Here is a 24,936-nt window from a genome sequence, read left to right on the forward strand (position 1 = left end):
GGGTACGGCGCGGGCGGTAGGCCGGGCGGGGCAGGTGGAGCTGCGCCGCCCGGCTGTCCGCCGTCGTTGAGGGGTATGGCGGCCTGACGGATCGTCAGGTGATCGAGTGTCAGTAACCGCGTACGTCGGGCCAGTGGCGCTGCACCCCTTCGCGGTCGAGCAGTTGGGCGAATCGGTCGAACCGCTTGTCCTCGGCCTGGACCTGGTGCGGTTCGACGCCTTCGGCGACGCAGTGCGCGGCCAGCGCGCCGGCGACCTCGCCGATGTTCCATTCCACCGGGTGGAGCCGGTAGCAGCCGTTGGTGATGTGGGTGGTGCCGATGTTCTTCCCGGCGGGCAGCAGATTGCGGACACGGCGCGGTATCAGCGCGCCGAGCGGGATCTCGAACGGCACGGAGCCGATGTCGATGTAGTTGTCGCCACCGGTCGAGGGGTGCAGGTCGATGCGGTAGTTGCCGATACCGACGGAGTCCCGGTAGCGGGTGCCGCCGTAGGGGCCGACCAGGTCGATCGCGACGTCGTGCTCGGTGACGGTGGTGACCGCCTTGATCCGGCGCGACTCGCGCACGTACGGCGCCTTGGCCAGACCGTCCGCCGTCCCCGTCACGTCGGGGCGCAGCCGCAGTCCGGGGAATCCCGTGCCGCCGTCGGCACGCGGCGCCTCGGTCTGGAGCCAGTACAGGAGCGAGAGGGAGAGCTGCCGGGCCCCTTCGAGGGCGGCGGCCGACGTCTCCTCGCCGGCGCCGATCAGGGGCTTCAACCAGTAGTCGTTCAAAGGCCAGTTGACCAGGGTGATGTCGGAGTCGAACGCGCCGGGCCGGTGCAGCTTGCGGGCGAGGATCCGGCGGAAGCCGAAGAGTTCCTTGTCGCCCGCGTCGGCGGACTGGTCGGCGGTGACGTCGAGCGGGTCGAGGTCCGGGTTGGGGACGAAGGTGCGCGGTACGGCCTCCAGGGTACGGGGGTCGGGCGCGAGGAAACCGAGCAGCGGGCCGGGCCAGAAGTCCGGCCGGTAGGCGCGCCAGAAGTCGTAGTCGGCGGGCCGTTCGACGGTGTGGTCCTCGCCCTCGTGGTGGGAGAGCGCGAAACAGACCGTGATGCCCTGCTGGTTGAGGGGCTGGGCGTCGTCGGGGGCGTGCGGTTCGCCGTACTCGCTCCGCGCCTCGGCGCCGATCGCGTGCTCGACCCCGGCGAGTGCGAGCAGTTCACCGGTCTCGGTCGCGTCGAGGACGTAACGGGCGTTGATCGTACGGTGGTTGCCGGTGCGCAGATCGGTCAGCGTGACGGACCGTACGGTGTCGTCGCCGGCCGTCTCGGCGGCGACCGGGCGGTGTTCGGTGAGGAGCGTGAGCCGGCCGGACGAGCGGTGCGGGGCGAGCATCGCCTCCAGGACGGCGAGGGCGACGCGCGGTTCGTGGCAGAGCTTGCTGACCCGCCCGGCGCCCGGGTTGAGGCCGGTGAGGGCGAGCGCCTCGGAGCGCAGCGGGTACCAGCGGCGGTAGTGGTCCCTGATGGACTCTCGCAGCGTGCGGTACGAGGCGGTGACGCCGAACCGCTCGACCCAGGGGTGCTCGTCGGGCGGGACGGCCTGGGAGGTGAGCTGGCCGCCGATCCAGTCCGTCTCCTCGGTGAGGACGACGGTGCGTCCGGCCCGGCAGGCGGCGAGGGCGGCGGCGACGCCGCCGAGCCCTGCGCCCACGATGAGGATGTCGGGTGCGGATGTCACGGGTCTCCTTGAAGTGCGGTGTGTGCGTGGTGCGTCGAATACGGGGTGGGTCTGGTGCGGGGGCGTGGTGCGTGCGTCGTGCGACGGGTGCGGGTGAGGGGCCGGGGGCAGGCCGGGTGGTCAGGGGCGGGCGGGTGGCGGTCCCGCCGTGGGCGGTGGTCCGGCCGTCGTGCCGGGCCGGAAGGTGCACGCGACCAGGGGTTCGCTGGCCTGTTCCCCGGCGACCAGCGCGGCGAGCATCCGTACGGCCGCGGCGCCCAACTGCGGCCGGGGGATGTCGAATCCGGTCGGCGCGGGACCGTCGGAGAGATCCGGCGGCGGGCTGCCGAGGAGTGCGAGCGAGGCGTCGCGCGGGCAGTCGATGCCGACGAAGTGCGCGGCGCCGTGCAGTGCGCGCCAGGCGTCCCCGGTGTCGGTCTCCTCGGCGACGAACGCGGTGACACCGTTGTCGAGCCAGCCGCGCAGCCGTTCGGCGGTCAGGTCGTGCTCCGGGTCGGCGGAGCGGAAGACAGCGGCGGGGCCACCGGGCAGCCCGGCCTCCTCCAGCCCTTTGAGGAAGCCGTGTTCACGGTCGGTGGACGCGGGCGCCTCGTCGTCCTCGCGTACCAGCACGATGCGCCGGTGGCCGAGTGCGGCGAGGTGGGCGACGACCTCCTTGCTGGCGCTGACGTAGTCGGCGCCGACCCAGGCCAGCCCCTCCAGTTCGTCCCGGCGGCCGAGATGCACCACGGGGAAGCCGTCGGCGACCAGGCGCCCCAGTTCGTCGGCGGGCGCGTGGCGGCCGAGGAAGAGGCAGCCGTCGGCGAGCCGTACGCGGCCCAGGGCGTGCGGTCCGGTGGCTCCCGCGCCGCCGGTGCTGGAGCCGGTGAAGAGCACCAGGTCGTACCCGCGCGCCGCCGCCTCCCGCTCGACGCCGACGAGGAACGGGTAGTACGAGTGGTGCACGTCGGTCGGGAAGGTGGACGTGAAGCTGAAGACCCCCAGCAGGTTGTTGCGGGCGGCGGCCAGTCTGCTGGCCGCCGGGTCGGGGACGTAGCCGAGGCTGCGTACCGCGTCGAGCACCTTCCGCCGGGTCTCCTCGGAGATCGTGGCGCCCTGTTTCCGGGCCCCGAGCACCAGCGAGACCGTGGCCTGCGAGACCCCGGCGAGCCGGGCGACCTCGGCCTGGCGCGGACGTGACGTACGGCCCGTGGGTGCGGGTGTCCGGCCCGGCCGGGCCCGCTTCCTGGGTTCCTCCACCGTGTTCCTCCAGATCGTTAATGCGTATTACTAATGCGCATTAGCGAGTACTGTGGACCTCCGGACGGCGGCGGTCAAGGGATCGGTCAAGACTTCTTCCGGCCCCTTCCGCTCCCTTCATCGGCGGCGGCCCGGACCGTACGGTGTGATCATCCGTCCGCGAAAACCGAGGTGATGCCGCGATGGCCCTGTTCGATCTGCCCCTGGACGAGTTGCGGACCTACCGCAGCCGGTCCGTGGAACCGGCGGACTTCGACGACTTCTGGACGACGACCCTCGCCGAGGCCCGCGCCCATGAGCTGGACGCCCGCTTCGAGCCCGTCACGACGGGGCTGGCGACGGTGGAGGTGTACGACGTGACCTTCGCCGGGTTCGGCGGCCACCCGGTCAAGGGCTGGTTCGTGCTGCCCGCCGGTACGCGTGAACCGCTGCCCGTGGTGGTCGAGTTCGTCGGGTACGGCGGCGGGCGCGGGCTGCCGCACACCCAACTGCTGTGGGCCTCGGCCGGGTTCGCGCACTTCGTGATGGACACCCGGGGGCAGGGCGCCGCGTGGGGCGGGGGCGACACCCCGGACCCGGTCGGCAGCGCGTCCGCGTTCCCCGGCTATCTGACCCGGGGCGTCGAGGACCCGTACGCGTACTACTACCGCCGGGTGTTCACCGACGCGGTCCGCGCCGTCGAGGCCGCCCGTTCCCATCCGCTGGCCGACGCCTCCCGCACGGCGGCGATCGGGCGCAGCCAGGGCGGCGGGATCACGCTGGCGGTGGCGGGTCTGGTGCCGGACCTGGCGGCGGTGGCGCCGGACGTGCCGTTCCTCTGCGACTTCCCCCGGGCGATCACGCTCACCGACAGCCATCCGTACCGGGAGGTGGGCAAGTACCTCAACACCTACCGGCGCCGGGGCGAGCAGGTGCGGCGGACGCTCGGCTACTTCGACGGGGTGCATTTCGCGGCGCGCGGCCGGGCTCCCGCGCTGTTCTCGGTGGCGCTGGAGGACCAGACGTGTCCGCCGTCGACGGTGTTCGGGGCGTTCAACGCCTACGGGGCCGAGGACCGGACGATCGAGGTGTACGAGTTCAACGGCCACGAGGGCGGTCAGTCGTACCAGGAGGAGGCCCAACTGGCCTGGCTGCCGCCCCGGCTGACGGACTGACATCTTTTCGGCCGGCCGCCGGGTGCGGTGCGGCCGGGGATCAGCCGGGGAGCAGCCTCTTCGACACGAGGTAGTTCCTGGCGACCTCCTCCGGCAGCCGGCGCCAGCTGTCGACCTGTGTGTTCAGCGCGGTCAGGTCCCCGGTCGTCAGTACGGTGTTGAGCGGGGCGAGTGCGGCACGCACACCCGGGCCGCCGGCCCGCGACCGGTTGACGACGGGGACGACGTGGTCGGCGTTCTGGAGGCGCTTGTCGTCGGCGAGGACCACGAGGCCGAACCCGGCGAGTGTCCCGTCGGTGGTCGTGGTCGCGACCAGCTGGTCGCGCCCGTTGCGCACGGCCTGTTTGGACGGGGTGGTGCCCAGCCCCCGGGGGTCGACGGCGGTGATCCGGATGCCGTACGTCTTCCTCAGCCCCGGTGCGCAGGAGGCGCGTCGCACGCATTCGTCGCCCGCCGCCAGCCGGACGGGCAGCCGGGCGCGGCCGAGGTCGGAGAGCGTGCGGAGCCGGTGCTTCCGCGCGTACGCGGCGCTGACGGCGTACGCGTTCTGGTCGACGGCGCGGCCCGGTTCCAGTACGTCGAGGCCGCGCCGCGCGGCCAGCGCACGCAGCACCTTCATGGTGGGGGCCAGGTCCGGGGAGGCGACGGGTTCGGCGCCGGCGCCGTGGGTCTTGGTGTTGAGCCAGTCGGCGAAGGTGGCGGCGTACTCGGGCACGACGTCGATCCGGCCGCTCTCCAGGGCGGGTTCGTACAGCTCGCGGTTGGCGACGGAGAGGATCCGGGTGCGGTAGCCGGCCCGGTCCAGGAGGAGGGCGTACATCCGGGCGAGCAGATCGCTCTCGGTGAATCCGGCCGATCCGACGGTGAGGCTCTCGCTGTCGCCGGGCGCGGCGGTGACGGCGTCCCGCGTCTCCAGTGAGGGGCCGGTGGCGCACGCCGTGGCGCCCAGCGCGAGGAACAGGACGAGGGCGGGAGCACCGGGTGCGGCAACGGCCGTACGGCGCGGGCTCATCCCGCCTCGCCCCTCACCCACGGGGGCGACAGCCGCCGCACCGCCTCGAAGAGCCCGTCGACCAGGAGCGCGAACACGGCGACGAGCACCGCGCCCGCGACGACCATCGGGGTGGCCGCCAGATTGAACCCGGCGGTGATGATCCGGCCGAGGCCGCCGCCGCCCACCAGCGCGGCGAGTGTCGCCGTGGCCACGAGTTGGACGGCGGCGATCCGTACCCCGGTGAGGATCAGGGGCGCGGCGAGAGGCAGTTCGACCCGCGCGAGCAGCTGACGGCCCGTCATGCCCATGCCCCGGGCGGCCCGTACGACGTCGGCGTCCACGCCCCGTATGCCGACGTAGGCGTTGGTCAGCAGCGGCGGGACCGCGAAGAGGACGAGCGCGACGATCGTCGGCCAGTCGCCGTACCGGCCGACCGGCGTGAGGAGCAGCAGGACCAGGACGGCGAAGGTGGGGACGGCCCGGCCGGTGTTGGCGAGGGTGACGGCCGGGGCGCCTCCCTTGCCGAGATGGCCGAGGACGACGGCGACGGGCAGCGCCAGGACGCAGCCGATGAGCAGACAGACGACGGTGAGGAAGAGGTGTTCGCCGAGGCGGGTGCCGATGCCGTCGGCGCCCGTCCAGTGGGCGCCGGTGGTGAGCCAGGACCAGGCGGCGGCCGGGGTGTTCACGCGGGGCGCTCCCCCGGCCGCCGCGCCCACGGGGTGAGCACCCACTGGAGCGCGAGCAGCAGCAGGTCGGCGGCGACGGCGATGAGCACACAGAGGACGGAGGCGGTCAGTACCTGCGCCTTGAAGAAGGTGTTCATCCCGGCGTGGATGAGATTGCCGAGCCCGCCGTGGCCGACGATCGCGCCGATGGTGACGAGGGAGACGGCCGAGACGGTGGTGAGGCGCAGGCCCGCCATGGAGGCGGGCAGGGCGAGGGGCAGTTCGACGGTGAGCAGGAGTCTGAGCGGCCCGTATCCCATGCCGCGCGCGGCCTGCCGGGTCTCTTCGGGGACGGCGCGCAGTCCGGCGAGGATGTTGCGGACGAGCAGGGTGAGCGAGTAGAGGACGAGCCCGGCGACGACGAGCGAGGCGGACAGCCCGAACACGGGCAGCAGCAGGGAGAACATCGCCAGGGACGGGACGGTGTAGAGCACGGTGGTGGCACCGAGGACGGGGCCGGCCGCCCAGCGCCGGTGCCGGGCGGCGAGTGCGAGCGGCAGGGCCAGTGCCAGGGCGAGGAGGACGGAGCCCGCGGTGAGCTGGAGGTGCTGGAGGACGGCGTCCTGGAGGAGGTCCCGGCGGCTGGAGAGATAGGCACCACAGATCCAGTCGTTGCGGGCGAGGCAGTCGTCGGGGGGCGCGGTCACCCGTCCATTGCAGCGCCGTTCCGGGCGGGCCGCGCGTGGGGTTGGCCCGTCCGGGCCGGTGGGCGGGCGGCACGCCCCCGGGCCGTCCGCTCCGGGTCATTCCGGGGTGGTGTCCTCCGGTGTGCCGTGGGCCAGCCGGGCCAGCAGGTCGAGCGCGTCGGAGAGCGCCGCGTGGGACGGGGTGCCGAGGGCCAGCCGGACCGCGTGGGGCGCGCGGCCGGTGCCGACGGCGAAGGCGGCGCCGGGTGCGACGGCGATGCCCTGGCGGGCGGCGGCTGCGACGAAGGTCTCGGCCCGCCAGTGCGCGGGCAGTTCCCACCAGCAGTGGTAGCCGTGGGGGTCGGCGTGGACGGTGAAGCCGGCCAGCCGGTCGGCCCTGATGCCCTGCCGCCGCAGGGCGTCGGCGCGCTTGGCACGCGCGATCTCCCCGGCGGTGCCGTCGGTCGTCCACCGGGTCGCCGCGTCGAGGGCGAACCGGGCCGCCGACCAGGCACCCGAGCGCAGGGCCGAGGCGAGACGCTGTTCGAATCCGTACGGCGCGACGGCGTAACCGAGGGTCAGGCCGGGCGCGAGCCGCTTGGACATGCTGTCCAGGACGACGGTGCGTTCGGGGGCGAGGGTGGCGAGCGGCGGCACGTCGTCCCGGAGGAATCCGTAGATGGCGTCCTCGATGACATGGAGGTCCAACTTCCTCGCCGTCTCGGCCAGTTGCTCCCGGCGGGACGGCGGGACGGTCATGCCCAGCGGGTTGTGGAGCGTCGGTTGCAGATAGACGGCGCGCAGCGGTGGGGCGTCGGTCAGGGCCCGCGGCAGGACGCCGTGCTCGTCCATGGCGAGCGGGACGAGGGTGATGCCGAGGTGGGCGGCGATGCCCTTGACGACGGGGTAGGTGAATTCCTCCACGCCGAGCCGGCCGCCGGCCGGGACGCAGGCCGCGAGGGCCGCCGCGATCGCCTGGCGGCCGTTGCCGGCGAAGTGGATCCGTTCCGGTTCCGGTGTCCAGCCGGCGCGGGCGAGCAGGGAGGACGCGGCTTCCCGCTCCCCGGTGAGGGACCCGGCGCCGCCGAGGGGCCGCAGGGAGGCCTCCAGGACGTCGGGGCGCGCCGTCCGGGCCAGCCCGGCGGCGAGCATTCCGGCCTGCTCGGGCAGGACGGGGAAGTTGACCTCCAGGTCGATCCTGGCCTCGCCGGTCTCGGCGAGCGCGGGCTGGGGTCCGGGTGGCGCGGCGCGGACGTAGGTCCCCCGGCCCACCTCGCCGGCGGCCAGTCCGCGCCGGATCAGCTCGCCGTAGACGCGGGCCGCCGTGGAAGGGGCGATGCCGTGGTTCCGGGCGAACGTCCGCTGCGGTGGCAGCCGCTCGCCGGGTCCCAGCCGCCCGGCCCGGATGTCGGCGGCGAGCCGGTCGGCGATCCGGCGGTAGTCGTCCATGGCGCACACGCCCTCCCCATTGCCCCTATTGCACCGAGTGCAATTTCCTCATTGCATTGAGATGGTGCACCACCTAGCATCGGATTTCAAGAGGCGGAGCACCGGACGACCGGCCCCGGCGACTGTCGCCGCCGGGGTGCGCCGGTGGACGAAGGGCGGGACCCCATGGGCACCATGACGCTGCACGACCTCACCGTCGCCTACGACGACGTGGGCGGGGGCGAGGGCCGGGAGGACGGCGAGGTGCTGCTTCTCGTGCACGGCCACCCGTTCGACCGCTCGATGTGGCGGCCCCAGATCGAGACGTTCGCCGGGCCCCGGTGGCGGGTGATCGCCCCGGACCTGCGCGGGTACGGCGGTTCCACCGTCGTACCGGGTGTCACCACGCTCACCGCCTTCGCCCGTGACCTCGCGGCGCTGCTCGACCGGCTGGCCGTCGGCCGCGTCGTGCTGGGCGGGCTGTCCATGGGCGGCCAGATCGTCCTGGAGTTCCACCGGCTCTTCCCGGAGCGGGTCAGGGCCCTGGTGCTGGCCGACACCTTGGCGGCGGCCGAGACGGAGCGGGGCAGGGCGGTGCGCCGCGCGACGGCCGACCGGCTGGTGCGGGAGGGCATGGGACCGTACGCGGACGAGGTGCTGACGAGGATGGTCGCGCCGGGCACCGCGGCGGCCCTGCCGGAGGTGACCGCGCACGTACGGGACATGATGCGGGCCGCGCCGCCGGAGGGCGCGGCGGCGGCCTTGCGCGGCCGGGCCGAACGGCCGGACTACGTGGGCATGTTGGGGCGGGTGACGGTGCCCGCGCTGGTCGTGGTGGGCAGCGAGGACGGGTACACGCCGGTCGCCGACGCGCGGGTGATGAGCGACGGGATACCCGGCGCGACCCTCGCGGTCGTCGAGGGTGCCGGGCATCTGCCCAACCTGGAGCGGCGGGCGGAGTTCGACGCGGTGCTCGGCGCTTTCCTGGACTCCCTGCCGCCGTCCGCCCGCTGACGGACGGGGCACGGCGGGCAGGGGCGACGAGCAGGCCCGGGGGCGGCGCAGAGGCACGGGAACGAGGCGCCGTACCCGTTCCGCCCCCGCTCTCCTATGCTGTGGCCGGGCGCTGACAGGGCCGCAGCACGAGATCGGAGACGCACATGCTCACCAAGATCGAAGCCGCCGAAGCAGTCCGTCAGGCCAAGGTACGTACGGGAGTGACCTGGGCCCAACTCGCCGAAGCGGTGGGCAAACCGCTCGCCTGGACCACGGCGGCGCTGCTCGGGCAGCACCCGATGGGCGCGGAGGACGCCGCCACGGCCGCGGCGCTCCTCGAACTCGGCGACGACGCGGCTCTCGCCTTCCGACTCCAGCCGACACGCGGAGCGCTGGACGCCGCCGTCCCGGTGGACCCGACGATCTACCGGCTCTACGAGGTCGTCCAGGTCTACGGTCCCACCATCAAGGAACTGATCCACGAGCAGTGCGGCGACGGCATCATGAGCGCCATCAACTTCCGTCTCGACGTCCGGCGGGTTCCCGACCCGGCCGGTGACCGCGTGGTGATCACGATGGACGGAAAGTACCTGCCGTACCAGTGGTGACGCACTCCGGGGGCCTGCTCCAGCTGCGCGCGCCGGGTACCAGCCTGGTCCTCGACTGCTCCGGCGACCGGCTGCCGCGCGTGCTGCACTGGGGCGACGACCTCGGAGACCTGGAGTCCACGGGCCCGGACGCGCTCGGGGCGCTGGCCGCCGCGAGCGCCGTCCGGCCGGGACCGGACGGCGCCGGCACGCCCGGCCCGCTCGCCCTGCTGCCGGAGTACGCGGCGGGCCGGTACGGTACGCCGGGGCTGACCGGCCACCGCGACGGCGCCGACTTCACCACCGCGTTCACGGTCCGCGCGATCCGTACCGTCCGCGCCCCCGACCTGCCGCGCGCCCACCAGCTCACCGTCGACGCCGTGGACGCGCGCGCCCGGCTCGGTCTCGTCCTGGAGGTCGAGATGACCGGCGCCGGGCTCGTACGCCAGCGTGCCACCCTCGTCAACCACGACAGGGGCGAACGCCCGTACGTTCTCGCCGGTCTGCTGCTCGCGCTCCCCGTGCCCGCCCACGCCACCGAACTCCTCGACCTCACCACCGGCCGGCAGCCGGGTGAACAGGGGCCGCGGCGCTACGCGTTCACGCCCGGCACCCATCTGCGGGAGAACCGCCGGGAGTTCGCGGGGCTGGATCCGACGCTGCTCCGGGTGGCGGGCGAGCCCGGTTTCGGTTTCCGTACGGGCGAGGTGTGGGGTCTGCGTCCGGCGTGCGGCGGCGACCACCACACGCTCGCCGAACGCACCCCGGACGGTGTGTCGTTGCTCGGCGGCGGTGAGACGCTGCCGGCGGGCGAAGTCCGGCTGGGCGGCGGGGAGTCGTACACCGGCCCCTGGGTCGTCGGATCGTACGGCCGGGGGCTGGACGAACTGGCCGGGCGCTTCCACCGTCAGCTGCGCGCCGGGCCCCGGCATCCGCGCCGCCCGCGGCCGGTCACCCTCACCGCCCGCGACGACGGACCCGGCCCCCGGGACGTCGGGGCGCTCACGGCGCTCGCCGACGCCGCCGCCGAGGTCGGCGCGGAGCGCTTCGTCCTGGAGGGCCGGTCCGTGGACGAGGCCGTCCGGAAAGGGGAGTTGCGTCCGCTGGCCGATCATGTCCACACCCGGGGAATGGAGTTCGGGCTGGCCCCGGCGCCGGGGAGCCTCCTCCCGGGCACCGGCCCCGGTCAACCCGCCGCCCACGAGGGGCTGTTGGCGCGGCTCGACGCGCTGGTCCGCGAGCACGCGGTCGACCACCTGGTCTGGGACCCGCACCCGGACCTCGTGGCGGCCGGGCTCGGTCCGGCGGGGGCCGCCGGGGCCCGGACACGGGCAGCCGCCGCCCACCGGCTCCTGGACGACCTGCGCCGCCGGCATCCCGCTCTGGAGATCGCGTCGCCCTCGTCCGGCGAGGACGGGGTCGACGCCGGTGTCCTGGACCGGGCCGAGGGCGTCGGGACGGCCGGACCCGCCGACCCGCTGGAGCAGCAGCGGGTCCACCGCTGGACCGGCGTGCTGCTGCCGCCCGAACTCCTCGTCGCCCGGGTGGGCCCGTCCGCCCGAGGCCCGGCGGGGCACACCGCCGCGCTGGACTTCCGCGCCGGGACCGCCCTGTTCGGCCACTTCGGCATCGAGGAGGACCTGACCGCCGCCCCTCCCGGCGAGCGCGCCCGGCTGGCCGAATGGGTCGCCGGGTACAAGGCGTTACGCCCGCTGCTGCACTCCGGCACGGTCGTCCACGGCGACCATCCCGACCCGGCGTCATGGGTGCACGGTGTGGTGGCGCCCGACCGCTCCCAGGCCCTGTACGCCCTGGTCCGGATGGCGACCGGGGTGATGTCGGCGGCCGGTCAGGTACGGCTTCCGGGACTCGACCCGGCGGCCCGCTACCGGGTACGGCCCCTGCTGCCGGGCGGCCGGCCCGAAGGACCGCGCCCCTCCGACCCGCCCTGGTGGGACGACCCGTACGGCGTGGAACTGACCGGCCGGACCCTGGCCGTCGCCGGTGTACGGGCCCCGACCCTCCTTCCGGGGCACCTGGTGCTCCTGGAGGCACACGCACGCTGACCGACAACGAGAACGGCAGTGAGGTTCCGGCACGTGAGCACCGACTCCCCCTCCCCCGAAGCCCGTCGCCAGTCCGACGGACCCCGGCCGCCCGCACCCGCCCGGCCCGCACCCCACGAGAACGACTCCGGCGCCCGGCGGGACTCCGACGCCTGGTGGAAGTCCGCGGTCGTCTACCAGATCTATCCGCGCAGCTTCGCCGACTCGAACGGCGACGGTGTGGGGGACCTGCGCGGCATCGTCGACCGGCTGGACCATCTGGCCGAACTCGGCGTCGACGTCCTGTGGTTGTCCCCGGTGTACCCGTCCCCGCAGGACGACAACGGCTACGACATCAGCGACTACCAGGACATCGATCCGGTCTTCGGCACCCTCGCCGACTTCGACGACCTGCTGGCCGCCGTCCACGCCCGCTCCATGCGGCTCGTCATGGATCTCGTCGTCAACCACACCTCCGACGAACACCCGTGGTTCACCGAGTCCCGGCGCGGCCCGGACAGCCCCCGGCGCGACTGGTACTGGTGGCGCCCCGCGCGCGACGGCACGGAGCCCGGTGCCCCCGGCGCCGAGCCCAACAACTGGCGCTCCTTCTTCTCCGGCCCCGCCTGGACGTACGACGAGCGGAGCCGGGAGTACTACCTGCATCTCTTCTCCCGGAAGCAGCCCGACCTCAACTGGGAGAACCCGGAGGTCCGCGCGACCGTCCACCGGATGATGAACTGGTGGCTCGACCGGGGCGTGGACGGCTTCCGGATGGATGTCGTCAACCTCATCTCCAAGGACCCCGCGCTGGCCGACCGCACCCGGCACGGCGCGGGGCCCCGGATCCACGAATTCCTCCAGGAGATGCACCGCGAGGTCTTCGCGGGCCGCGCCGGGCGGCTGCTCACCGTCGGCGAGATGCCGGGGGTCACCGTCGAGGAGGCCCGGCTGTTCACCGATCCGGCGCGCGCCGAGGTGGACATGGTCTTCCAGTTCGAGCACGTCGGACTCGACCACGGGGACGACAAGTTCGACGTCCGGCCGCTGAATCCGCTCGATCTGAAGGCGTCGCTCGGCCGCTGGCAGGACGCGCTGGCCGAGACGGGCTGGAACAGCCTCTACTGGAACAACCACGACCAGCCGCGCGTCGTCTCCCGCTTCGGCGACGACGGACCCGCCCACCGGGTCAGGTCGGCGACGATGCTCGCCACCGTCCTGCATCTGCACCGGGGCACGCCCTACGTCTACCAGGGCGAGGAACTGGGCATGACCAACGCCCCGTTCACCTCCGTGGACGACTTCCGCGACATCGAGTCGCTCAACCACTACGCGGAGGCGGTCGCCGGGGGCGCCGACCCGGCGCGGGTGCTGGCGGGGCTGCGGGCGAGGGGACGGGACAACGCCCGCACGCCGATGCAGTGGGACGCCTCCGAACACGCCGGGTTCACCACCGGCACCCCGTGGCTCCCGGTCAACCCGAACCACACCGAGATCAACGCGGAGGCGGCGTACGCCGATCCGGGGTCCGTCTTCCACCACTACCGGCGGCTGATCGCCCTCAGGCACTCCGAACCGGCCGTGGCGCACGGCGACTTCACGATGCTCCTGCCGGACGACCCGCGGGTGTACGCGTTCACCCGGCGCCTGGCGGACCCCGACGGCGGTACGGCGACCGAGCTGCTGGTCCTCGGCAACTTCACCGGGGACACCGCCGAGGTGGAACTGCCGGACGGCGGGTGGCGGGAGGCCCGCACGCTGATCGGCAATGTCCCGGACCCGGCGCCGGTGGGGACCACGGTCGCGCTCGCGCCCTGGGAGGCGCGAGTACTCCGGCGTCGCGTCTGACCTACCGTCAATACAGCTCGTGCGCACGGGACATGGGGCGGGCCCCGAGGACAGGTGCGTCCTCGGGGCCCGCCTCGGCCGGGGTACCGCTACCGGCCGATGGTGAGGGTGTCGATGTCGAACAGGGAGCCGGCCCCACCGGTGAAGGTGAGGAACAGCGGTCCGGTCGGTGTGCCCGTCAGGTTCGTGGACACCGTACGGAAGGTCTCCCAGCCGCCCGTGTTCGGTACCGCGACCGTACCGAGCACCGGCCCGGTCGCCGAGCCCGAGCGGACCGAGACCGTACCTCCCGCACCCGCCGACGAGACCTTCGCGGTGAAGGTCTTCGCCCCGGTGAGCGACGCCTGGGAGTAGCCCGCCCAGTCGCCGTTCTCGATGTAGCCGAGCGTCCTGCCGCCGCTCGCCGGAGCGTGGTCGGCCGCCTGGACGCCCTGCCCCGAGGTGTAGGACTCCCCCTCGTAGGTGGACGACGCCGGCGGGCTCGTACCGCCCAGCTCCTTGATCCTGATGTTGCGGAAGGACACGTCGTCACCGGTGCCGTGGTTCTGGATCCCGATGTGGCCCTGTCGCAGCGAGCGCACCGGGTCGGCGTTGGTGAAGTCGTTGATCTTCGCGCCGTTGAGGAAGACCTGGAGCCGCTCCCCCTCCACGAGGATCTCGTACGTGTTCCAGCTCCCCGGCGGATTCAGGGCGTTGTCCCGCGCCGCGATGTCCGCCGCCTTGAAGCCGTAGACGGACCCGGTGGTCCGGTCGGCCGCGTCGCTGGAGTCGATCTGGATCTCGTAGCCCTGGTTCACCGACGTGTTGACGTCGTCGGAGGCCGGGAAGCCCACGAACACACCGGAGTTGTCGTCCCCGGCCATGCGCCAGTCCAGCTTGAGGGAGTACGAGGCGTACTCCTTCGTGCGGTACCAGTACAGTCCCATGCCGCCCTGCGCGTTGAGGGTGGCGTCGGTGTTGGTGAAGCTGCCCGGTCCCGCCTGCGACCAGCCGGTGGTGGAGCCGTTGTACAGCGTGGTGTAGCCGGTCTCCGCGCGGCAGTCCGCCTTGGCGAAGCCCGCCGCGTACCGGATGCCGCCGAGGAGCAGCGAGCGGAACGCGGGGTCGGCGTACGACTCCTGGGTGTGGCCGTGGCCCGTGTAGAAGGACCGGCCGCTGCCCTGCGGGTGGCACCAGGTGATCGGGTGGTCGCCGCTCATCTCGCCGCCGCTGTAGCTCGACTCGTCCAGGCTCTGGAGCACCCGGACGTTCGGGCGGGGGTTGGTGCGGTAGTTGTACCACTCGTCGGTACGGGACGTGGTCGTGCCCAGGTGCGAGGTGGCCGCGTGCGACCGGTCCTCGTTCTTCACCGTGGCCCGCTGGATCGCCGGGTGGCTCTTGAACCAGGCGCCGACGAGCTGCTCGTACTGCGGCCACTCGTACTCGGTGTCGGCGGCGGCGTGGACACCGAAGTAGCCGCCGCCTCCGTCCACGTACCCCTGGAGCGCCGACTGCTGGCTGGTGTTGAGGACGTCGCCGGTGGTGGAGAGGAAGACGACGGCCTTGAAGCCGGCCAGGTTCGACGCGGTGAAGGAGTTGCTGTCCTCGGTGGCGGTGACGGTGAAGTTGTTCGCCGCGCCGAGGTCCCGGATGGTCTGGATGCCGACCGGGATGGAGTCGTGGCGGAAGCCCGCCGTCTTGGAGAAGACAAGGACCTTGTACGCGGGGTCGGCGGCCTGGGCGGCGGTCGCGGGTGCCAGGAGCGACGCGGCCAGGCCGAGGGTGACGGCGAAGGCCGCGGCTGCGGTCCTCGGAAGTGTGCGGAGCTGACGGAGCATCATCGTCCCCTTGACTCGCGTCACTTGGTGACAGTGAGGGTGTCGATGTCGAACAGGGAGCCGGCCCCACCGGTGAAGGTGAGGAACAGAGCCCCGGACGACCCGGTGCCGGTCAGCGCGGTGGAGACGTTGGCGAACGTCTCCCAGCCACCGGTGTTGGGTACGGCGACGGTGCCGAGGACGGCGCCGGTCGCGGACCCCGAGCGGATCGTGACGGTACCGCCGGCGCCCGCCGAGGAGACCTTCGCGGAGAAGGTCTTGCCGCCGGCCGTGGGCACGCTGGCGTAGCCCGCCCAGTCGCCGTTCTCGATGTAGCCGAGCGTCTTGCCGCCGCTCGCCGGAGCGTGGTCGGCCGCCTGGACGCCCTGCCCCGAGCTGAACGACTCGCCCTCGACGGTCTGGCTGGAGCCGGTGGTGCCGGTCGTGAACGTGAAGGCGTCCAGGTCGAAGAGGTTGCCCTGGCCGGTCACGCCCTTGAAGACGAGGAACAGGTCCGTCGACGCGCTGGGGGCGTTGGCGATGTTCGTCGACACGTCGACGAAGTTCTCCCAGCCGCCGGTCGGCGCCACGTTCACCGAGCCGAGCAGGGTGCCGGTCGCGGAACCGGCCCGGACCTCCAGGCTGCCGCCGACGCCGCCGGAGGAGACGCGGGCGCTGAACCGGGTGGCGTTGGCCAGGTTGTACGGCTTGAAGGAGACCCAGTCGTTGTTGTCGGTGAAGCCGACGGTGCTGCCGCCCTCGGCGTTGCCGTGCGCGGCGGCCTGGATGCCGTTCTGGGCGGAGAAGTGCTCGCCCTGGCGGTGCCGGGGCTGGAGGATACGGGCGCTGTGCGTGGTCAGCCCGGCGCCGTCGGTGTACTCGGCGTCGAAGACCCCGTAGATGTTGGCCGCGCTGTCGTGCTCACCGTCGGCGGGCACGTTCAGGTTGCCCGAGCAGCCGGTGGCCTGGGTGATCTGGTGCCGGTGCTCGTCGTGGCCGAGAAGATAGGTGACCTTGACCTTGGAGCAGTCGATGGTCCCGTCCTCCGGGTCGCTGACGGTGACCTGGAAGGGCACCGTGTCGCCGAAGGAGAACAGCTGGCCGTCCTTGGGCGTCTGGAGGGTCACGGTCGGCGCGGTGTTGCCCGCCGTGACGACCAGACTCGCCGTGCCGGTCAGCCCCTCCGGGTCCCGCACGGTGAGCGTCGGCCGGAAGGTGCCGTTGCTGGTGTAGGTGTGGCTCGGGTTGGCGGCCGTGGAGGACGTGCCGTCACCGAAGTTCCACGAGTACGTCAGAGCCTTGCCCTCGGGGTCCGCGCTGCCGGCCGAGGAGAACGCGACGGTCAGCGGGCTGGGTCCGGAGACCTTGTCGGCGGCGGCCTTGGCGACCGGGTTACGGTTGGCGCCCGCGAGGTACTCGACGCGGTACAGGGCCTGGTTGTTGGCTCCGGTGCCGTAGTCGAGGACGTACAGCGCGCCGTCGGGGCCGAACGCCTGGTCCATGACCTGCGTGCCGGTCCACGGGAACGCCTCGATGACGCCCGGTGTGCCGTCGGACTTGACCTCGATGGCCTTGATCCACTTCCGGCCGTACTCGGCGGCGAAGAAGCGGCCGTCGAGCGACTGCGGGAACTTCACACTGGAGTTGAGGCCGGCGTTGTAGCGGTAGACGGGGCCGCCCATGGGCGACTCGGAGCCGCCGCCGAACTCGGGCGGGGTACCGGCGTCACCGCCGTACTTGATCCAGCTCGCCTTGGCGGCGGGCAGGGTCGCCAGACCGGTGTTGTGCGGCGAGTTGTTCGCGGGCGCGGCGCAGTTGTACTTCGCGGCGGACGGGCCACTGGGGAAGGTGAACTCGCTGTACGTCTCGGCGGACGTGTTGGTGCCGGTGCAGTACGGCCAGCCGTAGTTGCCGGGGCCGGTGATGCGGTTGAACTCGACCTGGCCGCTGGGGCCGCGGCTGGCGTTGGTGACGCCCGCGTCCGGACCGTAGTCGCCGAGGTAGACGATGCCGGTGGCCTTGTCGACGGACATCCGGAACGGGTTGCGGAAGCCCATCGCGTAGATCTCGGGGCGGGTCCTGGCGGTGCCCGGCGCGAAGAGGTTGCCGGACGGGACGGTGTAGCCGCCGGCCGCGGTCGGCTTGATGCGGAGCACCTTGCCGCGCAGGTCGTTGGTGTTGCCGGAGGAGCGCTGGGCGTCGAACTGCGGGTTGCGGTCGGTCCGTTCGTCGATCGGCGTGTAGCCGGCCGACTCGAACGGGTTCGTGTCGTCGCCCGTGGTCAGGTAGAGGTTGCCCTGCGCGTCGAAGTCGATGTCGCCGCCGACGTGACAGCACTGGCCACGGTCGTTGGGAACCTCCAGCACGACCTTCTCGCTCGCCAGGTCAAGGGTGTTGTCCGACTTCAGCGTGAACCGGGAGAGGTTGAGGTGGCCCTTCCACGCCTCGAAGGTCGCGGCGCTGCCCGTGACGGGGGCGTCGCCGCCCGGCGTGCTGAGCTTGGGCGAGTAGTAGATGTACAGATACCGGTTGGTCGCGAAGCCGGGGTCGGCGGCTATGCCCTGGAGGCCTTCCTCGTCATGGGTGTAGACGTCCAGCTTGCCCGCCGACTTGGTGTTGCCCGCGGCGTCCGTGTAACGGACCGTGCCGTCCCTCGCCGTGTGCACCACGGCGCGGTCGGGCAGAACGGCGAGTGACATCGCCTCGCCCAACTCGGCCGATCCGAGGGCGAGTTGTACTTGCTGATAGTCGCCTGCCGGGATGTCGGCGGCGGCTGCTGCTTCCTGGCCGGGGTGCTCGTGGCCCGCGTGGGCGGCGGCGGTGGGAACGCTGATCGCGCCGCCCCCCACCACCAGGCCCAGTACCGCGAGCCATCTCAGCCACTTCTGTCTCGGGCGCGGCCGTCCTGAGAGTCCTGACATCGAGCGTCCTTCCTTACCTGATAAGGGGAGGGAGACAGGCGGAAGCGCGGGCGAGCGCGCCACCGTGTCTCACTCAGGGAGGAACCTGCCGTCCAGGGTGATGTCCCGTCACCCGGGGAGCAGTCGTGCTGGTCCGTGCAAGGGGTTGCGGGTACGGCACCGAACATTCGCGGGACGCCCGCGAATTTTTTGCATGCTGGCAACGGCGCACTAATTTGTCAAGAGTCTATCCAAATACCGTGACCTGCTGGTGGAGCGGCGGCCTCCGGCAGGGTGTTCAGGCTTTTGAATCAAGGCCGTTGGCGAGGCCGTGCGAATTGGGTTCACACTATGAACAAATGGGCTCTCCCCCGTGCTCTTCAGCGTTCACGGGGGAGAGATGACGTATCGGACGCGGCGGGCCGGGTGTGCGCGTACCGGGCACGGTGGGGCGGGGTGCGCGGGGTGTGTGGGCGGCGGATGTGGTGGGCGGGGTGCGTGCGGCGGGGGTGACGGGCCGGGTGCGAGCGCGCCGGGCCCGGCGGGCGGGAGGTGACGGGCCGGCCGGAGGTGACGGGCCGACAGTCGCGGGCCCGGTGGGTCACGGTCCGGCCGAAGGAGGCCCCGCCCTTGAGCCCGGACGGGCGAACGGGCGAACGAGCGAACGAGCGAACGAGCGAACGAGCGAACGAGCGAACGGTCCGGGCGCCTACTGCTCCGGACCGCCCGCTGTCTTCTCCAGGCGGATCAGGTCGTGCGGGGTGATGCCGGAGGCGGACGAGACGTCCTCGACGGCCGCGCCGCGCCGTACGGCGAGGACCGCCTCCATCTCCACGTCGGCGCGGGCGGCGTCGGCCGCCGCCTCGGCATCACGCAGTCGCTGCACGGCCAGTTCGAGATGAGCCAGGTCCATGGCGGCATGCTCGCACACCGGGCCCCCGCCCGCCGCCGCCCGCGCCGCCACGGACGGCCGAGGGTCCACCGCCGGGTCGTAAGCGGGTCGGGGCCGTCATGGCCGCAGGCTCACCGGGTCAGCCCGCCCAAGGACCGTCCACGGACCAGACGGTGTCCTCCGTGAACGAGGCGGGGTTGTCCCAGGCACGCGGACCGCCCCGGGTCGCCATCCACACCTCCGAGTTGATGTGCCGCAGGTAGGCGCCCGCCATGTTGTGGGCCGTGAGCCGTACTCCCCCGGCGGCGGGCAGCGCGCAGAACGTGGCGTCGCCCCGGAAGAGCGACGAACCGTCACCCGCCTCCCGGTACACGCGGAAGTCGCGATGCCGCAGATACTGCCCGGCATAGTTGCGCGACTCGAACGAGTAGCAGCCGCTGTCCGCGAGACCCGGGACGATCTTCCAGGTGGCGTCGCTCTTGAGCAGCGCGTCGCTGTTCGCGTCGACGGGCGCGGTGAAGGCGAGTCCGTCCTGGTGGCGCAGATACTTGCCGGTGTGACCGGGTGTGGTCACCCGCAGCGACCGGTACTGGCCGGTGGGCAGGGTGACCGGTGGCGGCGGGGTGCGTGAGGCGTCGATCAGGGCGAGATTGGCCGCCTTCACCCGGGCCGCGTCGACCTTGACCACCTGCCGGTCGTACGTCAGCAGGCCGTTGGCCTCGTTCTCGACGTCGGTGATCTCGGTGTAGACCGAGGCGGAGAGACCCCGGGGCATCTGATTCTCCCGGATCGTGTCGATGAGCCCGACGAAGCGGTTGTTCAGCGCGGCGACACTCGCCTGGTCCTCGTAGCTGAAGCCGCCGCCCGGATACCACTCGTGGCCCGGTACCTTCCAGCCGAGACCGCCGAACTCGCCGAGGACGGCCGCGCGGGCGGCCGTCGGTGTCGTGGTGCCGGGGCCGACATAGTTGTGGTTGTCGATCACGTCGCCGTTGCCGCCGTCGACCGAGCCGCAGCAGTTGACGCCGCTCATGTTGTTGACGAGACGGGAGGGGTCGTACGCCTTGACCTCGTCGGCGATCCGGGCCTGGTCGTACTGGCCCCAGCCCTCGTTCTGGTTGACCCACATCACCAGCGACGGTGAGCTGCGGTGCTGGTCGATGATCCGGTCGTACTCCGCCTCCCACTGCACGCGCGCCGCGCTGTCCGGTGTGCGGGTGTCCATCGCCGGCATGTCCTGCCAGACCAGCAGCCCGAGCCGGTCGGCCCAGTAGAACCAGCGCTGCGGCTCCACCTTGATGTGTTTGCGGACCATGTTGAAACCGAGGTCCTTGTGCTTCTGGAGGTCGTACCGCAGTGCCTCGTCGCTGGGGGCGGTGTAGATGCCGTCCGGCCAGTACCCCTGGTCGAGTGTGCCGGTCTGGAAGACGAACTTCCCGTTGAGCAGGGGGCGTTGGACGCCGCCGACCTTGCCCACGGAAATGGAGCGCATCCCGGCGTAGCTGCCGACCGAGTCGACGGTCGTCCCACCGCCCGGCGCGGAGAGCAGATCGGCCCTGACGTCGTACAGATACGGGTCCTCGGGGGTCCACAGGCGGGGGTTGGGTATCGCCACCGGGAACGCGGTGCCGACGGGGCCGGTGGCGGTGGCCACCGTCGTCCCGCCGGAGGACACGGTCACCCTGGCCGTCTGGCCGGCGACGACCCCGGCACCGCGGACGGTGACCCGCAGCGTGTTGTCGGACAGGCTGGGCACCAGGTCGAGCCGGGTGATGTGGGCGGACCCGGTGGGCTCCAGCCAGACGGTCTGCCAGATTCCCGACGCGGCCGTGTAGAAGATCCCTCCGCCGGGGTGCGGGGTGACCTCGCTGATCCGCTGTTTGCCGACGGCCTGGCCGCCGGTCTGGGAGGGATCGAGGACGGAGACGACGACGGTGTTGGTGCCCGTCGTCAGCAGGGGCGTGATGTCGTGGGTGAACGCGTCGAAACCACCGCTGTGGGTGGCGCCGGCCTGCCGGCCGTTGACCCAGACCGTGGTCTGCCAGTCGCTGGCCCCGAAATTGAGCTGGACCCGGCGGCCGTTCCAGCCCGCCGGCACGGTGAAGGTCCGCTTGTACCAGAGCTTGTCGTTCTGGGTGATCCGGCGCTGGATGCCGGAGAGGGCGGACTCGGCGGGGAACGGGACCCTGATCTGTTCGGGGAACGCGGCGGGCTGCCCGGCGTTCGCGCCCGTGACCGCGAAGTCCCAGACGCCGTTCAGGTTGAGCCAGTCGGGGCGGGTGAGCTGGGGGCGCGGATACTCCGGCAGCGGGTTGTCGACCGGGACCTGATTCGTCCACGGGGTGGTCATGGGGGACGGCTTGGGCTGCCAGGCGGCGGGCCTGGCCTCGGCGGGGCCGCCGGCCGCCACCAGGCTCACGCACAGGAGCAGCAGCGCGCCGAGCCAGGCGGTCGCGCGGGCGGGGATCAGCCGCGAGGCGTACGGGACGGACGAGGCGTGCATGGTCGGTGTGCCCTCCTCGGTCAGACGGGCGAGGACGGTGCTGGTGCGGGCCCGTAGAGTTCTTTTACATCGTTGGAAGGGGGCTGTACACCCTCGCCGCGCAGCCGGTTCCGGCCGGGCTGCGGGCCGGTGCGGCAGACGGGATGATGGGCGTGTCCGCCGTACGGACGGTGCGGCGGCCCTCGCGCCGGCCGGGCGCGCCGTCACCGAGCCACCAGGAGGATCCGTCATGAGCGTCATCCCCGAGGACCCGGCGGTCGCCGCGTTCGTCTCGGCGGTCAACGGCGGGAACAGGGACGCCTTCTACTCCGTCCTGACCCCGGACGCCACGATGTCCGACGACGGAAGCGAACGTGATCTCGCCGTCTGGGTGGACAGGGAGATCTTCTCCGCCGGGGGCCGGATGGACATCGAGACCGCCTCCGACGAGGGCCGTTCCCTGACGGCGGCGTTCACCAACACGACGTACGGCACGATGCGGACGCGCTGGGCCTTCACCGTCACCGGCGGCCGGGTCAGCCGCTTCGAGACGGGCCAGGCGTAGTGGGGGACAAGCCGCGTGTGCTCGTCGTCGGCCTGGATCCCGAGCAGTTCGACCAGTGGGACCCGGGCCCGGTGCTGTCGGCGATCGCCCGGGGGCGGGCCCGGTTCGCCGAGGTGGGTGTCGAGGCCGACTGGTGTCTGGTCGACCTCGGCGCCGACCCGGAGGGGGCGATCCGGCAGGCCCTGACCCGCGAGGAGTACGCCTGTGTGGTGATCGGCGGCGGCATCCGGACGTACGAGCCGCTGCTGGAGTTCTTCGAGAAGCTGATCAACATGATCCACCGGCACGCGCCGACCGCCGCGATCGCCTTCGACACCACCCCGGAGGACTGCGCCGACGCGGCGTTGCGATGGTTGCGTCCGGGAACACCCGGGGCATAGCGCGCTCGCTTGCCGCGCGGACCCGGTCGATGTCGGCGGACTCCACCGGCTCTCTCCTGTCCCCCGCGATTTCCGGCGGTTCGGGCGGTTCCAGCGGTTCCAGCGGTTCCAGCGGTTCCAGCGGTTCCAGCGGTTCCAGCGGTTCCAGCGGTTCCAGCGGCAGGATCGACCCGGTGAGCCGCCGCCCGGGGCGCGCTCAGGGCGGGTCTCCACGTGGCTACTCCGGACGGCGACCCCCGGGCGGGCCTGCCGCTACCCGGCCATCGCGTCGGCGCCCGTGTCAGCGGCGTCGGCGGTAACGGTGGCGTCCGCCTCAGCGGCGAGGAACTCCGCGATCAGCTCGGCGAACTCGTCCGGCGAGGCGATACGTATCCCGAGTTGTTCGGCCTTCTCCCGCTTGGATCCGGCGTTTCCTCCCGCGACCAGCAGGGACGTGCGCTTGGAGACACCGGAGGAGGACTTGCCACCCGCCCGCTCGATCAGCTCGTTCATCCCGTTGCGCGACAGCTTCTCCAGCGGTCCCGTCATCGAACCCGTGACCACCACGGTCATCCCGCTCAACGGACCTTCTTCCGCCGGGACTTCGGCGCCAACGGCACCCGGAGAACCCTCGGCGGCCGACGGGTCGTCGGACGGCGGTGTCGCGCCCGGCTCGGTCATGTTGACCCCGGCGGCCCGCAGCTTCCCGATCAGTTCCGCCAGGTCGGCGAGTTCCGCCACGATCGCCCGCGCCTTCTCCGTACCGATTCCCTCGACCCGCCGCATCGCCTCCTCGTCCGCGGCGCACAGCACGTCCATGGAGGCGAAGTGCCGGGCGATACGCCGGGACATGGACCGGCCCGTGCCGCGTACGCCGAGCGCGGCCAGCACCCGGGACAGCGGCCGGCCCTTGGCACGTCCGATCGCGGCCAGGAGGTTGTCCGTGCTGGTCTCCCCCATCCGGTCGAGGCCGAGGATCTGCTCGCGGGTGAGGCTGAACAGGTCGCCGATGTCACCGACGAGCCCGGAGTCGACGAGCTGGACGACACGGGTCGCCCCCAGGCCCTCGATGTCGAACTGGTCGCGCCCGGCGGCGTACGAGACGGAGGCGACCAGATGGCAGTTCCGGCCCCGGACACAGCGCCAGCGCTGCTCGGTGGTGTCGATGTCTGAGCCGCACTGCGGGCACACCTCGGGGAAGACGACGGCCTTCTCCTCCCCGGTGCGCAGATGCGCCACGGGCGCCTCCACGCGGGGGATGATGTCGCCCGCCTTGTAGACCATCACCTGGTCACCGATCCGCAGGTCACGCCGGGTGATGTCGTTCGGGTTGTGCAGGGTGGCATACGCGACGGTCGAGCCGTCTATGACCACCGGTTCCAGGACGGCACGGGGTGCGATGGTGCCCGTACGGCCGACGTTCCACTCCACGTCCAGCAGCCGGGTCACCTTCTCGACCGCCGGGAGCTTCCAGGCGATCGCCCAGCGCGGCGCGCGGGATCCGGAGCCCGCGGCGAGCTGGTCGGCCGCCGCGTCCGCCTTGATCACGATGCCGTCGATGCCGAACGGCAGCTCCGGGCGGAGCGCGGCGATCTCCTCCACCCGGGCGCGTACGGCGTCGGCGTCGGTCACCGTTCTCGGCGGTGCGGCGGTGGCGGCCGTCGTGTGCACACCGAGGGCCGCGACGCGTGCGAGCACCTCACCGTGGGAATCCCCGGTCAGTGCGGCGGCGAGTTCCGGTCCGGTGGTGGCGAGGGGCAGTGCCGCGTACGCGAAGAACGTCATCTCCACCCGGTACGGCCGGTCCTTGGCCCGCACGCTCCCGGCCGCCGCGCCGCGCGGATTGGCGAACGGGGTCCCGCCGTGGCCCGTACGAAGCGTGTTGGCCCGTTCGAACTGCTCGGTGGTCATCAGAACCTCGCCCCGCACTTCGAGCGTGACGGGCTCGGCGAGCCGGTCGGGCAGTCCCGCGATCATCCCGGTCGCGTGCGAGACGTCCTCGCCCGCCAGCCCGTCGCCCCGGGTGATCAGCCGGACCAGCCCGCCGTCCTCGTACCGGGCCGCGACGGCGAGCCCGTCCAGCTTCGCCTCGACATTCCAGCACTCCACCGGGCGGCCGATCCGCCGCTCCACGGACGCGGCCCAGGTGGTGAACTCGTCGCCGCCGAACACGTTGTCCAGGGACAGCATCGGCACCGTGTGCGGCACGTCCCCGACCGCCGCACCGCCCGCCACCTTGCCGCTGGGCGAGTCGGCCGACACCTCGCCGGGGTGCGCCTCCTCATAGGCGGCGATACCGCGCGCCATACGGTCGTAGGCGTCGTCGTCGAGGGCGCTCTCGCCCGTCGCGTAGTAGGCAGCGGCGGCCTTCTTCGCGGTCTCCACCGCGACGGCGTAGGCGGCTGCGTCGACAAGAACGGCTGCGGGTGTCGTCATGCCGCTCATCTTGCCGCCCACCACTGACAACGCACCCTGAACGAGCTGCGAAACAGCTTCCGACCTGCGCGTTCACGGGAGATGGGCGACCGGCGACGGCCGCTCGCCCGCCGAGGTCCCGGTTACGCGGCTGAGCCC

At 72.3% G+C, this 24,936-nt stretch carries 18 protein-coding genes; 7 read left to right on the forward strand and 11 right to left on the reverse strand.

Translation table 11 applies throughout. The annotated features are described in order from the left end of the window. Positions 1–109: 109 nt before the first annotated feature. Positions 110–1,723: an FAD-dependent oxidoreductase gene (locus tag OG875_RS01235; RefSeq protein WP_330172329.1), complete on the reverse strand. Its 1,614-nt coding sequence runs from the start codon at positions 1,721–1,723 to the stop codon at positions 110–112. Between the two features lie 120 nt (positions 1,724–1,843). Then, positions 1,844–2,962: a LacI family DNA-binding transcriptional regulator gene (locus OG875_RS01240; protein WP_330172330.1), complete on the reverse strand. Its 1,119-nt coding sequence runs from the start codon at positions 2,960–2,962 to the stop codon at positions 1,844–1,846. Between the two features lie 182 nt (positions 2,963–3,144). On the opposite strand from OG875_RS01240, the gene OG875_RS01245 reads away from it, so the two are divergent. Continuing rightward, positions 3,145–4,116, forward strand: a complete 972-nt coding sequence (locus OG875_RS01245; protein WP_330172331.1) for an acetylxylan esterase — start codon at positions 3,145–3,147, stop codon at positions 4,114–4,116. A gap of 40 nt (positions 4,117–4,156) precedes the next feature. On the opposite strand, the gene OG875_RS01250 is transcribed toward OG875_RS01245, so the two are convergent. The 4 genes from OG875_RS01250 to OG875_RS01265 form a co-directional block, all read right to left on the reverse strand. Next, on the reverse strand, positions 4,157–5,128 hold the full coding sequence (locus tag OG875_RS01250; RefSeq protein ID WP_330172332.1) for an ABC transporter substrate-binding protein: 972 nt from the start codon (positions 5,126–5,128) through the stop codon (positions 4,157–4,159). Beyond that, a complete protein-coding gene (locus tag OG875_RS01255; protein WP_330172333.1) occupies positions 5,125–5,799 on the reverse strand; it encodes an ABC transporter permease in 675 nt (224 codons plus the stop codon). Before OG875_RS01255 ends, OG875_RS01250 begins: the two co-directional genes overlap by 4 nt. Then, positions 5,796–6,485, reverse strand: coding sequence for an ABC transporter permease (locus OG875_RS01260; protein WP_330172334.1), 690 nt, complete (start codon positions 6,483–6,485; stop codon positions 5,796–5,798). Before OG875_RS01260 ends, OG875_RS01255 begins: the two co-directional genes overlap by 4 nt. Positions 6,486–6,581: 96 nt before the next feature. Further along, a complete protein-coding gene (locus OG875_RS01265) occupies positions 6,582–7,913 on the reverse strand; it encodes an aminotransferase-like domain-containing protein (RefSeq protein WP_330172335.1) in 1,332 nt (443 codons plus the stop codon). A 165-nt stretch (positions 7,914–8,078) separates the two neighbouring features. On the opposite strand from OG875_RS01265, the gene OG875_RS01270 reads away from it, so the two are divergent. The 4 genes from OG875_RS01270 to OG875_RS01285 all read left to right on the forward strand — a co-directional run bounded on the left by OG875_RS01270 (position 8,079) and on the right by OG875_RS01285 (position 13,368). Continuing rightward, the gene (locus tag OG875_RS01270) at positions 8,079–8,906 is read left to right on the forward strand and encodes an alpha/beta fold hydrolase (protein ID WP_330172336.1); all 828 of its coding nucleotides are present in this window, start codon (positions 8,079–8,081) and stop codon (positions 8,904–8,906) included. A gap of 146 nt (positions 8,907–9,052) precedes the next feature. After that, entirely contained in the window at positions 9,053–9,496 is a 444-nt protein-coding gene (gene cynS, locus OG875_RS01275; RefSeq protein WP_330172337.1) for a cyanase, read from the forward strand. Beyond that, entirely contained in the window at positions 9,493–11,541 is a 2,049-nt protein-coding gene (locus OG875_RS01280) for a glycoside hydrolase family 36 N-terminal domain-containing protein (protein ID WP_330172338.1), read from the forward strand. Before cynS ends, OG875_RS01280 begins: the two co-directional genes overlap by 4 nt. Before the next feature lie 33 nt (positions 11,542–11,574). After that, positions 11,575–13,368 carry a glycoside hydrolase family 13 protein gene (locus OG875_RS01285; RefSeq protein ID WP_330172339.1) on the forward strand — a complete coding sequence of 598 codons (1,794 nt, stop codon included), beginning with the start codon at positions 11,575–11,577 and terminating at the stop codon, positions 13,366–13,368. Between the two features lie 89 nt (positions 13,369–13,457). Here the strand turns inward: OG875_RS01285 and OG875_RS01290 are convergent, their stop codons facing one another. The 4 genes from OG875_RS01290 to OG875_RS01305 form a co-directional block, all read right to left on the reverse strand. Continuing rightward, positions 13,458–15,185 (reverse strand): ThuA domain-containing protein, encoded by a 1,728-nt coding sequence (locus OG875_RS01290; protein ID WP_330177553.1) that lies wholly within the window; start codon positions 15,183–15,185, stop codon positions 13,458–13,460. A 20-nt stretch (positions 15,186–15,205) separates the two neighbouring features. After that, positions 15,206–18,085: a carbohydrate-binding protein gene (locus OG875_RS01295; RefSeq protein ID WP_330172340.1), complete on the reverse strand. Its 2,880-nt coding sequence runs from the start codon at positions 18,083–18,085 to the stop codon at positions 15,206–15,208. Between the two features lie 688 nt (positions 18,086–18,773). Further along, the gene (locus tag OG875_RS01300) at positions 18,774–18,977 is read right to left on the reverse strand and encodes a hypothetical protein (RefSeq protein WP_330172341.1); all 204 of its coding nucleotides are present in this window, start codon (positions 18,975–18,977) and stop codon (positions 18,774–18,776) included. A gap of 118 nt (positions 18,978–19,095) precedes the next feature. Then, entirely contained in the window at positions 19,096–21,459 is a 2,364-nt protein-coding gene (locus OG875_RS01305; protein WP_330172342.1) for an AbfB domain-containing protein, read from the reverse strand. A gap of 229 nt (positions 21,460–21,688) precedes the next feature. On the opposite strand from OG875_RS01305, the gene OG875_RS01310 reads away from it, so the two are divergent. After that, positions 21,689–22,003, forward strand: a complete 315-nt coding sequence (locus OG875_RS01310; protein WP_330172343.1) for a nuclear transport factor 2 family protein — start codon at positions 21,689–21,691, stop codon at positions 22,001–22,003. Between the two features lie 17 nt (positions 22,004–22,020). Next, a complete protein-coding gene (locus OG875_RS01315) occupies positions 22,021–22,383 on the forward strand; it encodes a hypothetical protein (protein WP_330172344.1) in 363 nt (120 codons plus the stop codon). 252 nt (positions 22,384–22,635) lie between these two features. Here OG875_RS01315 and ligA read toward each other — a convergent pair whose 3' ends face one another. Then, on the reverse strand, positions 22,636–24,807 hold the full coding sequence (ligA, locus tag OG875_RS01320) for an NAD-dependent DNA ligase LigA (RefSeq protein ID WP_330172345.1): 2,172 nt from the start codon (positions 24,805–24,807) through the stop codon (positions 22,636–22,638). Between the last annotated feature and the right edge of the window lie 129 nt (positions 24,808–24,936).

The organism is Streptomyces sp. NBC_01498, assembly GCF_036327775.1.
In the GTDB taxonomy this organism is placed as follows: domain Bacteria; phylum Actinomycetota; class Actinomycetes; order Streptomycetales; family Streptomycetaceae; genus Streptomyces.

Bases quoted from the DNA above. Each gene is read 5' to 3' on its own strand.
- OG875_RS01245 (WP_330172331.1), top strand. From the start codon at position 3,145: ATGGCCCTGTTCGATCTGCCCCTGGACGAGTTGCGGACCTACCGCAGC.
- OG875_RS01250 (WP_330172332.1), bottom strand. From the start codon at position 5,128: ATGAGCCCGCGCCGTACGGCCGTTGCCGCACCCGGTGCTCCCGCCCTC.
- OG875_RS01265 (WP_330172335.1), bottom strand. From the start codon at position 7,913: ATGGACGACTACCGCCGGATCGCCGACCGGCTCGCCGCCGACATCCGG.
- OG875_RS01270 (WP_330172336.1), top strand. From the start codon at position 8,079: ATGGGCACCATGACGCTGCACGACCTCACCGTCGCCTACGACGACGTG.
- cynS (WP_330172337.1), top strand. From the start codon at position 9,053: ATGCTCACCAAGATCGAAGCCGCCGAAGCAGTCCGTCAGGCCAAGGTA.
- OG875_RS01290 (WP_330177553.1), bottom strand. From the start codon at position 15,185: ATGCTCCGTCAGCTCCGCACACTTCCGAGGACCGCAGCCGCGGCCTTC.
- OG875_RS01295 (WP_330172340.1), bottom strand. From the start codon at position 18,085: ATGTCAGGACTCTCAGGACGGCCGCGCCCGAGACAGAAGTGGCTGAGA.
- OG875_RS01300 (WP_330172341.1), bottom strand. From the start codon at position 18,977: ATGGACCTGGCTCATCTCGAACTGGCCGTGCAGCGACTGCGTGATGCC.
- OG875_RS01305 (WP_330172342.1), bottom strand. From the start codon at position 21,459: ATGCACGCCTCGTCCGTCCCGTACGCCTCGCGGCTGATCCCCGCCCGC.
- OG875_RS01310 (WP_330172343.1), top strand. From the start codon at position 21,689: ATGAGCGTCATCCCCGAGGACCCGGCGGTCGCCGCGTTCGTCTCGGCG.
- ligA (WP_330172345.1), bottom strand. From the start codon at position 24,807: ATGAGCGGCATGACGACACCCGCAGCCGTTCTTGTCGACGCAGCCGCC.